The sequence below is a fragment of the Furfurilactobacillus curtus genome (assembly GCF_054657915.1).
This window is the reverse complement of record NZ_BAAHXU010000001.1, coordinates 825,809-838,216: the sequence shown is the minus strand read 5'-3', so window position 1 is coordinate 838,216 and position 12,408 is coordinate 825,809. Positions and strand designations below refer to the sequence as shown.

11 protein-coding genes are annotated in these 12,408 nt (G+C 44.6%); all 11 read left to right on the top strand.

Going from position 1 to position 12,408, the window contains the following annotated elements; all coding sequences use genetic code 11:
* Window positions 1-9: 9 nt before the first annotated feature.
* The 11 genes from ACYQ0Y_RS04285 to secG all read left to right on the top strand — a co-directional run bounded on the left by ACYQ0Y_RS04285 (window position 10) and on the right by secG (window position 12,357).
* A complete protein-coding gene (locus tag ACYQ0Y_RS04285) occupies window positions 10-1,182 on the top strand; it encodes a galactokinase (protein WP_407883875.1) in 1,173 nt (390 codons plus the stop codon).
* Window positions 1,183-1,203: 21 nt separating this feature from the next.
* Window positions 1,204-2,676: a UDP-glucose--hexose-1-phosphate uridylyltransferase gene (locus tag ACYQ0Y_RS04280; protein WP_407883874.1), complete on the top strand. Its 1,473-nt coding sequence runs from the start codon at window positions 1,204-1,206 to the stop codon at window positions 2,674-2,676.
* Between the two features lies 1 nt (window position 2,677).
* Complete coding sequence (locus tag ACYQ0Y_RS04275; protein ID WP_407883872.1) at window positions 2,678-3,670, top strand: LacI family DNA-binding transcriptional regulator; 993 nt, start codon at window positions 2,678-2,680, stop codon at window positions 3,668-3,670.
* A gap of 205 nt (window positions 3,671-3,875) precedes the next feature.
* Window positions 3,876-4,376, top strand: a complete 501-nt coding sequence (locus ACYQ0Y_RS04270; protein WP_407883870.1) for a phosphatidylglycerophosphatase A family protein — start codon at window positions 3,876-3,878, stop codon at window positions 4,374-4,376.
* Between the two features lie 162 nt (window positions 4,377-4,538).
* On the top strand, window positions 4,539-5,555 hold the full coding sequence (gene gap, locus ACYQ0Y_RS04265; RefSeq protein ID WP_407883868.1) for a type I glyceraldehyde-3-phosphate dehydrogenase: 1,017 nt from the start codon (window positions 4,539-4,541) through the stop codon (window positions 5,553-5,555).
* A gap of 193 nt (window positions 5,556-5,748) precedes the next feature.
* Window positions 5,749-6,948 carry a phosphoglycerate kinase gene (locus tag ACYQ0Y_RS04260; protein WP_407883866.1) on the top strand — a complete coding sequence of 400 codons (1,200 nt, stop codon included), beginning with the start codon at window positions 5,749-5,751 and terminating at the stop codon, window positions 6,946-6,948.
* 254 nt (window positions 6,949-7,202) lie between these two features.
* Window positions 7,203-7,964 carry a triose-phosphate isomerase gene (gene tpiA / locus ACYQ0Y_RS04255; protein WP_407883864.1) on the top strand — a complete coding sequence of 254 codons (762 nt, stop codon included), beginning with the start codon at window positions 7,203-7,205 and terminating at the stop codon, window positions 7,962-7,964.
* Window positions 7,965-8,054: 90 nt separating this feature from the next.
* The gene (gene eno, locus ACYQ0Y_RS04250) at window positions 8,055-9,374 is read left to right on the top strand and encodes a phosphopyruvate hydratase (RefSeq protein ID WP_407883862.1); all 1,320 of its coding nucleotides are present in this window, start codon (window positions 8,055-8,057) and stop codon (window positions 9,372-9,374) included.
* Window positions 9,375-9,591: 217 nt separating this feature from the next.
* On the top strand, window positions 9,592-10,254 hold the full coding sequence (locus tag ACYQ0Y_RS04245; RefSeq protein WP_407883860.1) for a TetR/AcrR family transcriptional regulator: 663 nt from the start codon (window positions 9,592-9,594) through the stop codon (window positions 10,252-10,254).
* 21 nt (window positions 10,255-10,275) lie between these two features.
* Entirely contained in the window at window positions 10,276-11,850 is a 1,575-nt protein-coding gene (locus ACYQ0Y_RS04240; RefSeq protein WP_407883858.1) for a ClC family H(+)/Cl(-) exchange transporter, read from the top strand.
* A 264-nt stretch (window positions 11,851-12,114) separates the two neighbouring features.
* Window positions 12,115-12,357: a preprotein translocase subunit SecG gene (secG, locus tag ACYQ0Y_RS04235; RefSeq protein ID WP_407883856.1), complete on the top strand. Its 243-nt coding sequence runs from the start codon at window positions 12,115-12,117 to the stop codon at window positions 12,355-12,357.
* Window positions 12,358-12,408 lie beyond the last annotated feature (51 nt).

Here is a 12,408-nt window from a genome sequence, read left to right as displayed (position 1 = left end):
GTTAAAGCAATGGATACTGCAAGCATTAAACAAGAATATAAAACGCAATTTGGGAATGAGCCAGCTGCCGTGTTTTTCTCACCAGGTCGAATTAACTTAATTGGTGAGCATACGGACTACAATGGCGGGCATGTGTTTCCCGCGGCAATTAGTTTAGGCACTTACGGGGCAGCTACGCCAAGAACCGACAATACGGTTCGCCTTTACTCAACTAACTTAGCCGATGCCGGTGTGCTAACATTCGACGTAAGTGACGATTTGTCTTTTGATAAGACTTTTGGCTGGGGCAACTATGTAAAAGGTATGATGTATGAGCTTGGCAAAAAGGGCGCCAGCTTTGCTCATGGCTTTGATATGTATGTGCATGGTAATTTGCCTGATGGTGCGGGGATGTCTTCGTCTGCTTCACTTGAACTATTAGCTGGCGTTATGCTGAAAAAGTTCTTTGAATTGGATGTCACCCAGTTAGATTTAGTTTATGCTGGGCAACAAGTGGAAAATGATTATATTGGTTTAAACTCTGGGATTATGGATCAATTTGCCATCGGCATGGGTCAAAAGGATCAAGCCATGTTCTTGGATACCAATACGATGAAATATGAATACTATCCAGTTGAACTGGGCGATAATGTTGTTTTGATTATGAACAGTAACAAACCACATGACCTAGCGAGTTCAAAATATAACGAACGCCGCGCCCAATGTGAAGAAGCTTTGCGACGAATTCAGACGCAAGTCGATGTAGCTAGCTTGGGCGCATTGTCGAAATCTGCATTTGATTTAGTGACGTATCTAATCAATGATGACACGTTGATTCGTCGCGCACGGCATGCAGTATTTGAAAACCAACGGACAATTGATGCCAAACAAGCACTCGATGACCATGATCTCGTTAAATTTGGTCACTTAATTAGTGCATCCCATATTTCGCTTCAGTATGATTATGAAGTCAGTGTTCCAGAACTTGATACGCTGGTTGACACAGCATGGGATCAGGCAGGTGTCTTGGGTGCTCGAATTATCGGTGGTGGTTTTGGTGGCTGTGCGATTGCGATTGTTAATCGTGAACAAGCAGCACATGTCCAAGAAGTTGTCGGCAAAGCATATCAGGAGAAGTTTGGTTATGCGGCAGACTTTTACATTGCCGAAATTGCCGATGGCGCTCATGAAGTAATAGAATAAGGGTTTAGGAGAACAATACAAATGGCAGAAGATGCAGTAGAGAACTTGGTTTCAATGGCCGTTGCAACAGGGGCTATTGAACCGCTTGACCGGGTGTACTTACGAAATCGTGTGTACAGTCTGGTTGGAGATCAACTGCATGTCGACCAAAGCGGCACTGGGGTGGAAGCCATCAGTGCCGCTTTGGTGCAAACGGCAGTTGATCATCATAAAATTGAAGATTCACAGACTGCGCGTGAATTACTGGATGGACAATTGATGGACCTCATCACGCCGAGACCCAGCCAAGTTAACGAACGCTTTTGGCAGGCTTATCAAAATGGACCTGAGGCAGCGACGAAGTATTTTTATCAATTGAGTCAGGCCAATAATTATATTAAAACCAGCGCAATTGCCAAAAATATTGTTTTTAATACTGAGACGACATTTGGCGATCTTGAAATCACAATTAACTTGTCGAAGCCTGAGAAAGATCCCAAAGCAATTGCAGCGGCGGCCACAACTAAGGCCGATGGTTACCCTTTGTGTCAGTTGTGTTTGGAAAACGAAGGCTATCTTGGACGGCTTGGCTATCCGGCGCGGAGCAATCATCGCGTGATTCGAATGACGATTGGCGGCCGTCCTTGGGGCTTCCAGTATTCACCGTATGCTTATTTTGGCGAACACGCGATCTTTTTGGATCAAGCGCACACACCGATGCATATTAACCGGCAGACGTTTACGAATTTATTTGAGATCATTACGCAACTTCCACAATATTTTGTTGGTAGTAATGCCGACTTGCCAATTGTGGGTGGTTCGATGTTAAGCCACGAACACTATCAGGGTGGTCGTCATACCTTTCCGATGATGAAAGCGCCAATTGCCACGGCGTTTACGTTACCTGATTTTCCGTCTGTGAAAGCAGGCGTTGTGAAGTGGGCCATGTCAACAATTCGGCTGATCGGCAATGATCCACAGACACTAGCAGATGCTGCTGAACAAATTCGTGTGAAGTGGCAAGCTTATGATGATCCGGCTGTGTCAATTAAAGCCTACGACGGTGAACTACGCCATCATACGGTGACCCCGATTGCCTATCGTCATGGTGATAACTATATTTTGGATTTAGTCTTACGCGATAATCAAACATCAGCGACTTATCCTGATGGCATTTTTCATCCGCATCAAGATGTGCAACATATCAAAAAAGAGAACATTGGACTAATTGAAGTGATGGGACGGGCCATTTTACCCGCGCGTTTGAAGACGGAAATGCAAGAGGTTGAACAATTCCTATTAGATGAACCTAACGACATGGCCGAGTATCATCGAGTGTGGGCTGAAAATCTCAAGCAAACGAGGACTTTTACCTCAACGAACGTTGCGGAAACGCTCGATCAAGCCGTTGGACAAGTGTTTGGTCGAGTCCTTGAAGATGCTGGTGTCTTTAAGTGGGATGCAGCTGGTCGTGCTGCGCAACAACGCTTTATTGACCGGCTGATGGAACAGTAAGATGGCGACTTTAAAAGATATCGCAGAACGTGCTAACGTTTCTCTGGCAACGGTATCGCGGGTGCTTAACTATGATGCCACAATGGCGGTCAGTGACGCCACGCGCCAACGGATTTTTGAAGCGGCAGAAGCACTTAACTACACTAAACGTGGCCGCGAAGATGGCAGCCATCCGACCAAACAACTTACAATTGTCGAATGGTACTCACAAACCCAAGAAATGGAAGACCTTTACTACATGTCCATTCGAATTAGTGTGGAGCGGGCGGCACGACGGGCGGGATTTCAAGTGACAACTGTTTATGGCGGCGAAGTGGCCGGCTTTGACAACCACCCCGATGTCACAATTGCGTTGGGAAAATATTCACCGGCGCAGATTCGCACATTGGTCGATGTGAGTCAGCATCTAGTGTTTGTCGATTTTGATACGCTGGCGGCGGGTTATGATTGTGTTGTGACGGATTTTGAACATGCGATCGAACACGCCATTTCGCTACTACAACAACATGGAGCTAAGTTAATTGGTCAACTTTCTGGTCGTGAGGTGACTGCTGATCACCAGTTAGTCATTGAAGATCCTAGAGTTGAGCCATTTCGGCGAAAATTAGGATCTCAATATAATCATAAATTAATGGCTGAAGGGGATTATTCGCGACAATCCGGGTATAACCAAATGGCACGTCTGATTCGTCAGTTAGGCGATGAACTACCAGACGCATTTATGATTAGTAATGACGCAATGGCGATCGGTGCTTTAAAAGCCTTATTGGAGGCTAATATTGATGTGCCAGACCGGGTTCAACTGGTGACGTTTGATGACACTTCAATTGCTAGCTACGCCATTCCGGGGTTGACTGCGATTCATGTGGCCATGAACCATATGGGGATGGCGGCAGTTGATTTAGCCATGGAAGCGATTAAAGAAAATCGCCAAGTTGCGAAAAAGGTCGTTTTGGGGACCCGTTTAGTTTCACGAGAAAGTACCCTGTTTTAAGCTAGGTTCGCTGGAGTAGTTAATGGCCCATTAAAATTTAGTAGGCGATCGATCGGCCACACCAAAAGTGGTTCTCCGGTTGATCGCTTTTTGCTGTTGTGGTGATTAAAACGCAGTTACTAATCAATCTTGATGGGGTCAAATCAGCATTTTTGGCGTAAGTAGCGTAGTCTGTAAGTAGTCAATTACGAGGGAGGGTCCGACTATGAATCAACCAACGTTTAAATATCCGGATAAAGAAGCTTATCAATTAGTGACTGAGCAGTTGGCCGAAAAGGGAATTACTTATCATGAAATAGCGGCGATTGCTAAAAAATTGCAACAGCCTTATCTGCCACAAGTCCCACTGACAGAGTTTGAAACTGAAACCGTTGACGTCTTACACAAACGAGAAGTGATGAATAATGTGATGGTTGCCTTGGAACTTGATCGTTTTGCCACGGCTGATCTGTTGAGGGAACCGTTACAAAGTATTATCAGAAATGATGCCGGCGTTTTTGGCGTGGATGAAGGTTTAGCATTAAACATTGCTAATATTTATGGCACGATTGGCGTGACCAACTATGGATACGTGGATAAGGTTAAAGAAGGCGTGATCCAGCAATTGGATGAAGAAAAGGGTGGCGAAGTGAACACCTTTATTGATGATATCGTCGGTGCATTAGCCGCTGCTGTCGCGGCAAAAGTGGCCCATCATTATGCCTAAACTATCTTTGGCTAATGGCGCAGCTTTTGGTTATGAAAATTGCTTGAAAGCTAACTTTTGAGTTTGTGAAGTTCAGTTTAATGATTTGCAGGATTTAGTTGATTGGCATATAATTCTTCCTGTTGTTAATTATATATTTTCCTTAAGGGAGGAAGTTCACCAATGACTGTTAAAATTGGTATCAACGGATTTGGCCGAATTGGCCGTTTGGCTTTGAAGCGGATCCATGAATTGAACACTAGTGACATTGAAGTGGTTGCGATCAATGATTTGACTACACCATCAATGTTGGCTTACTTACTTAAGTACGACTCCACACATGGCAAGTTCAATGGTGAAGTTAGCTCAACGGACAAGGGCATTGTCGTTGATGGTAAGGAAATTCCTGTATACGCAGAACGCGATGCAAAGAACATTCCTTGGGTTGCTAACGACGGCGTTGACTACGTACTTGAATGTACTGGTTTTTATACGTCAGCTGACAAATCACAAGCGCACTTGGATGCCGGTGCAAAGCGTGTCTTGATCTCCGCACCTGCTGGTAGCATCACCACGGTTGTGCCTGGTGTTAACTTGGATGTTTTGAGCAATGATGACAAGATCGTTTCTGCAGGTTCATGCACGACCAACTGTCTTGCACCATTGGCTTACTTCATGAACCAAGAATTTGGCGTTAAAGTTGGGACAATGACGACGGTTCATGCCTTCACTTCAACACAATCTATCCTTGATGGCCCTCGTGGTTCAAAGCCACGTAGTAACCGGACAGCTTCTGTTAACACGATTCCACATTCAACTGGTGCTGCCAAGGCGATTGGCTTGGTTATCCCCGAATTGAATGGTAAGTTACAAGGTCATGCACAACGGGTTGCCGTTGTTGATGGTTCTTTGACGGAATTAGTTACTGTTCTGGACAAGAAGGTAACGGCTGATGAAGTTAATGCAGCCATCAAGAAGCACACTGAAGGTAACGAAGCCTTTGGTTACAATGACGATGAAATCGTTTCAAGTGACATTATTGACGATTCACATGGTTCTGTTTTCGATCCAACCCAAACGGAAGTAACCACTGCTGGCGACACGCAATTGGTTAAGACGGTTGCTTGGTACGATAACGAATGGGGCTTCACTTGCAACATGATCCGGACATTATTAAAGTTCGCGACATTGGAAGCTTAATTTAAGTGTGATGAGTTTGGATAAACTCAAAAAAGGCGGGCGGGAATTTTCCCGCGCGCCTTTTTTTAATCGAATAGTAATTTTATTCACAAATGAGTTAATGAATTTTCTGAAAATGGACTTACAGGTGGTTTTTGCGATGTAAAATCGGTAAACTACTGATGTACACCTAACTCGTTGGGAGGAAGAAACTTTGGCAAAATTAACAGTATCAGATGTAGAACTGAGTGGTAAAAAAGTACTGATGCGGGTCGACTTTAATGTACCCATTAAAGATGGCGTGATTGGCAATGACAATCGGATTGTCGCCGCATTACCAACGATTAACTATGTGATTGATCATGGCGGTCGAGCGATTTTATTCAGCCATTTGGGCCGGATTAAAACAGAAGCGGACAAGCAGGAACTATCCATGCGTCCTGTGGCAGAACGATTGAGTAACTTATTGGGCAAACCGGTTACTTTTGTGCCAGCAACCCGTGGCCCACAACTGGAAACGGCTGTGAATAACTTAAAAGACGGCGAAGTTTTGTTATTTGAAAACACTCGTTTTGAAGATTTAGATGGCAAAAAAGAATCTGGTAATGACCCTGAATTAGGCCAATACTGGGCTTCATTGGGTGATGTATTCATCAATGACGCTTTTGGGACGGCACATCGGTCTCATGCGTCTAATGTGGGTATCGCAACGGCAATGAAGGCCGCTGGTAAACCAGTGGCTGCAGGTTTCTTGATGGAAAAAGAAATCAAGTTCTTAGGCGAGGCCGTGGACAACCCAGTTCACCCATTTGTTGCGATTCTTGGTGGCGCGAAAGTTTCTGACAAGATTGGGGTTATCGATAACTTGCTAAGTAAGGCCGATAAAGTGATTGTCGGTGGTGGAATGGCTTACACCTTCTTTGCTGCACAAGGTTTAACGGTCGGTAATTCATTATTAGAAGCTGACAAGATTGACACTGCTAAGGCAATTATTGAAAAGGCTGGCGATAAGCTAGTCTTGCCGATTGACACCGTGATTGCCAAAGAGTTCAAGAATGATTCACCATCTGAAATTGTTGATGGAGCCATCCCCGATGGTTACATGGGCCTAGATATCGGTCCAAAATCAATTGAATTGTTTGAAAACACATTGCGCGATGCTAAGACGGTGGTTTGGAACGGACCAATGGGCGTGTTTGAAATGCCTAACTTTGCTAAGGGTACATTGGCGATTGGTAAATTCCTTGGTGATTTAGATGCCACAACAATTGTTGGCGGCGGGGATTCAACTGCTGCCGTTCAACAACTCGGCGTTGCTGACAAGCTTACCCACATTTCCACTGGTGGTGGTGCTTCCTTGGAATACCTTGAAGGTAAGACATTACCTGGAATTGCGGCAATTAGTGATAAATAGTTTCAGTGAAGCTCGTTGGTCTAATGACTAGCGAGCTTTTTTTATGGGCTCGTTGGTAGTTGCGTCGAATCAGTAAGTTCACTACAATGTTTTTGACAGTGAGTACGGCGCGTGCCAAGCAAGGTGGCGCGCGGAAACTAGCCGCCCGTAATCTCGCGGAAGCTGTAAATCAATGAAGGACATATAGAACACTGTCAGTTAGGCTGGTTAATTGTTTATTTGCTAGATGACCATGATTTTATAGGAGGATGCTCATGCGAATTCCAATGATCGTTGGGAATTGGAAAATGAATAAAACGGCAGCGACAGTCGCCAAATTTATGGATGGTATACGGGACAACCTACCCGATAGTCGTATGATTGAAACTGCAATCTGTGCACCTGCGTTGTTTTTAGAACGCATGGTGGCACACACTGCTGATATGCCGTTGGAGATTGGTGCTGAAAATTGTTACTTCGAGGATAGTGGTGCGTTTACTGGTGAAACAAGTCCTATGGCATTGAGTCAGGCAGGCGTTGATTTTGTTATTTTAGGTCATTCAGAACGGCGTAAAATTTTTAGAGAAACAGATGAAATGGTGAATTTAAAAGTTCAGGCGGTGTTTCGTAATCACATGCGCCCAATTATCTGTTGCGATGAGACGATGGGACAACGTGAGAATAATGATACGGTGCACTGGGTGGTAGCACAAGTCATCGAGGCGTTAAAAGGGGTTAGTGAAGAAGATGCCAGAACAGCGATTATCGCCTATGAGCCAAGTTGGGCGATTGGTGTAGGAACCCCGGCAACACCTGATCAGATTGAAGAAGGCTGTTATTTAATTCGACAAACAGTTGCTGACGTGTACGACGATACGATTGCTGATGAAGTCCGAGTGCTATATGGTGGTTCCGTCAAACCGGCTAACATTAACGAAATTATGCAAAAAGTTGATGTAGATGGAGTCTTAGTCGGTAATGCAAGTTTAGAGGCGCAATCATTTCTTGAATTAATCAGCAACGATCCAGGAAAATAATGCCGTTGTTTCTTGATAGTGAAGCGACCAACACATATAATGGTGTTGGAGTCGTTACGACTACATTTGCCTATATAAGGAGAGAATAAGATGTCTATTATTACAGATATTTATGCACGTGAAGTTTTAGATTCACGCGGTAACCCAACTGTTGAAGTTGAATTGTACACGGAAAGTGGCGCAATGGGCCGTGGAATTGTTCCTTCAGGTGCCTCAACCGGTGAACATGAAGCCGTTGAGTTGCGTGACGGTGACAAGAGCCGGTTCCAAGGTAAGGGCGTAACGAAGGCTGTTGACAATGTTAACAACATTATTGCAAAGGAAATCGTTGGTTATGATGTCACAGACCAAATCGCGATTGACCAAGCAATGATCAAGTTAGACGGTACCCCAAACAAAGGTAAATTAGGCGCAAATGCAATTTTAGGTGTTTCCTTGGCTGCTGCTCGAGCTGCTGCTGATGAGTTAGAAGTACCGCTTTACAACTACCTCGGTGGTTTCAATGCCCACTTATTGCCAACACCAATGATGAATGTCATCAACGGTGGGAAGCACGCCAACAACAAAGTTGACTTCCAAGAATTTATGATTATGCCTGTTGGTGCCCCAACGGTTAAGGAAGCCATTCGTTATGGTTCAGAGACGTTCCACACTTTAAAGGGCATCTTAAACGATCGTGGTTACTCGACTGCGGTTGGTGACGAAGGTGGCTTTGCTCCGGATTTGAAAAATAACGAAGAACCATTCGAAATTCTGGTGGAAGCGATCACCAAAGCCGGCTATGTTCCTGGTAAGGATATTGCGATTGCTTTTGACTGTGCAGCTTCTGAATTCTACAATACAGATACGAAGAAGTATGACTTAGTCGGTGACGGTAAGAGCTACACAGCTGATGAATTTACTGATTTACTAGAAGGCATTGTTGACAAGTATCCAATCGTTTCCATCGAAGATCCGTTAGATGAAAATGAATGGGACGACTGGGCAACTTTAACGGCTAAGCTAGGTAAAAAAGTTCAACTCGTTGGTGACGACTTATTCGTGACGAATACTGACTACTTAGCTAAGGGGATTAAGATGGGCGTTGCTAACTCCATTTTGATCAAACTTAACCAAATTGGGACTTTGACTGAAACAGTTGCAGCGATCGAAATGGCTAAGGAAGCTGGCTATACAGCAATTGTGTCTCACCGTTCTGGTGAAACTGAAGACACAACGATTGCTGACTTGGTTGTGGCTACCAACGCTGGTCAAATTAAGACAGGTTCAATGAGCCGGACTGAACGGATCGCTAAGTACAACCAATTGATGCGAATTGAAGATCAATTAGGTACGACCGCAGAATACAAGGGTGTTCACTCTTTCTACAACTTAAGTGAACAAGCCCGTAACACGATTTTAAACAAGTAATTTATATTCGGGATTGGGCGTGACTTCCAATTGGAGGTCACGTTTTTTGTGTCATGTCATTATTTTAGGTTAGTAGATAGGCCAACATGGGCTTCGTGCTAGGTTTACGAAATGATAAAGCTATCAAAGAAAAAGTAAAGTTAAACATTAGCACGTAAAATCGTTTACTTTGGTATCGTATACTTAAGCGTTGTTGTATCTTGGGGGGAGGGCAAAAATGACTGGCGAACATGAGGCCGCCAAACGGCAAGAATTATTGAATCGTATCATGGCGGTTGTGACTCGAAATGGGTTTCAACGATTGACGATGAATGATTTGATTAAGATTATGGGTGTTTCTCGACGGACTGCGTATAAGTATTTTGATTCTAAAGGGGCAGTCTTTCATGCGATTGTGCGCGATTATTTGGATTACGTCGAGTCGTTGCCACGGCCACAATTAAGCGGTGACGATCGCAGTTTTCTCAAAGAATGGCAAAGGCTTTTTGACCAATCGTTAACACTGGCGCGAACGATTTCAGATGTTTTTCTAGAAGATTTGCGGATTAGCGATGATGCAGATTATCGCAATTTGCAAGATGCATTAAACCAACAACAGCGACAAGCGATTGATTACTTTGAAGCGGGGGTTAATCGCGGATTGTTTCAACGCTATGATTGGCAAATTTTATTATTACAAGATCAGTTGATGATTCGTGGCTTGATTAATCACGATTTCTTAGTGCGCCACAGCGTCGATTTAACCGTAGTGTTAACGGATTATTATCGTCTTAAAAAGCAACAGCTGTTATTGCCAGACAAGGTAACCTTGCTGAATGATCAACCGGTTCGGCTTATTATCGAATATTTTGTCAATGAATATCAGCGAACCTTCTTATAACATAAAACAGGGGTGATGAGTTTGATTAAAAAGGATCAGCAGTGGCTTAATGTAGACTTCACCCGCGTCGGTACAGTTATTACTGGCATTGGGGTCGGCATACTCGCTGGACTAATCGTTAGCTTATTTAGGCTAACGATTGAACAATTATTGAACATTGTTAAGGTCGTTTATGGATCCCTACATACTAATCCTTGGTGGCTATTCATATGGATTCCTGTCATGGGCGCAATTGGCTGGTTGGTCGGCCAATTGGTCAAAACAAGCCCGCAAATTAGTGGTTCTGGGATTCCTCAGGTTGAAGGACAGCTGGCTGGAGAGTTTGACGAACCCTGGTGGCCAACCCTGTGGAAAAAATGGCTCGGTGGAGTCATCGCAATTGGTTCTGGATTAATGCTCGGCCGTGAGGGGCCTTCGATTCAATTAGGAGCTGCAGTTGGGCAAGGATATGCACAGTTAAACCATCAGCAGGGGACCAAACGGCGAGTCGCAATTGCGAGTGGTGCAGCTGCGGGCCTGTCAGCAGCATTTAATGCGCCGATTGCCAGTACGTTATTTGTTTTGGAAGAGGTCTATCATAACTTTTCACCATTAGTTTGGCTGACATCGCTGACAAGCGCCGTCGTAGCCAATTTTGTTTCGATGGCTTTTTTTGGTCAGACACCGGTGTTACATATTCCTTATTCGACGTCATTGCCATTGAGCTACTATGGTCAATTGCTCGGTTTAGGGTTGGTATTGGGACTGTTAGGCCGATTTTATCAAGCCGTATTGCTTAGATTGCCACAGTGGTATGCAAAGCTTAAAATGCCACGTCATCTGGATGGCATTGTGGCCCTGATCGCGACGATCCCAATTGGTTGGTGGTGGCTAGATGCTTTAGGCGGTGGCAATAGTGTTATTTTAAAACTAGCGAGTGGTCAGCCAGGATTAACAGGATTATTACTTTTACTGGTTGTCCGCTTTGTCTGGTCAATGATTGCATATGGTTCAGGTTTACCCGGTGGGATCTTTTTACCAATTTTAACGATTGGCGCAGTAATTGGTGGTGTTTATGGGCGTTTTATGGTGATGATTGGTTGGTTACCAAGCGTCTATGTCGTTAACTTGGTTATTTTTGCAATGGCCGGTTATTTTGCCGGCATTGGGAAAGCCCCTTTTACCGCAATTTTATTAATCACTGAAATGGTCGGTTCGCTGAAACACTTAATGCCATTGGCAGTCGTCTGTTTAGTCGCGTACTTGACCGTGGATGTCTTAGGCGGTGCACCTATTTATGAGTCGTTATTGAATCGAATGGTTTTACCATTACAAACATGGCGTATGGAACAGGCTGCCGGATATCCTGATCGGATTGAAGTCCCCATTTTTGCTGGGTCAGCACTTTCCGGGCATCAAGTCCGGGAATTCCGTTGGCCGACTAATGCACTTCTGATTGGGGTTACACGTGGCGAACGAGCGATTATTCCACACGGTGATACGATCCTTCGCGCAGGGGATACCCTGCTTATCGAAACGCAACATAATAATCGAGCTTACATTCGTCGCAAAATTGCCGAGATGGCTGAGACTACCAGTGCTCGAACTGAGGACTAAGGCTGCTTAATCAAAGACGATTGCTGCCGCCTTGCTAGTGCTCAGGATCACCCAGCTTGTTGCGCTCTGAGTCATTGTCGAGCTGCGCAAGCCTAATCCTTGTGCCTAGCCTGTCGTCATCAATTGGCCAAGAACGCTAATCGCTGCCGCCTTGCTAGTGCTCAGGATCGCCCAGCTTGTTGCGCTCTGAGTACTAGCAATTATAGTTAAATTATGGTAAATTAGTTGGGACATCTGGCATGAGCCACACGGGAGGAAATCGCTTTGTATAATTTCTTATTAACTGCACTGATTGTTATCGCCATCGTTATCGTTATTGCAGTCATGTTGCAGCCGACGAAAACGGACGATGCGTTGGGCGCCCTATCTGGTGGTGGCGGAGCCAATGATCTTTTTGCTCAACAAAAGTCACGTGGCTTTGAAGGATTTATGCAACGCGTTACTGTTGTTCTTGGGATTCTTTTCTTTGGGATCGCACTGGCGTTAGTGTATTTGTCTTCGCACTAGCTTAATCTAGCTAGCGACCACAAGGAAAATCTCGCAATTCAGGGTGACGTT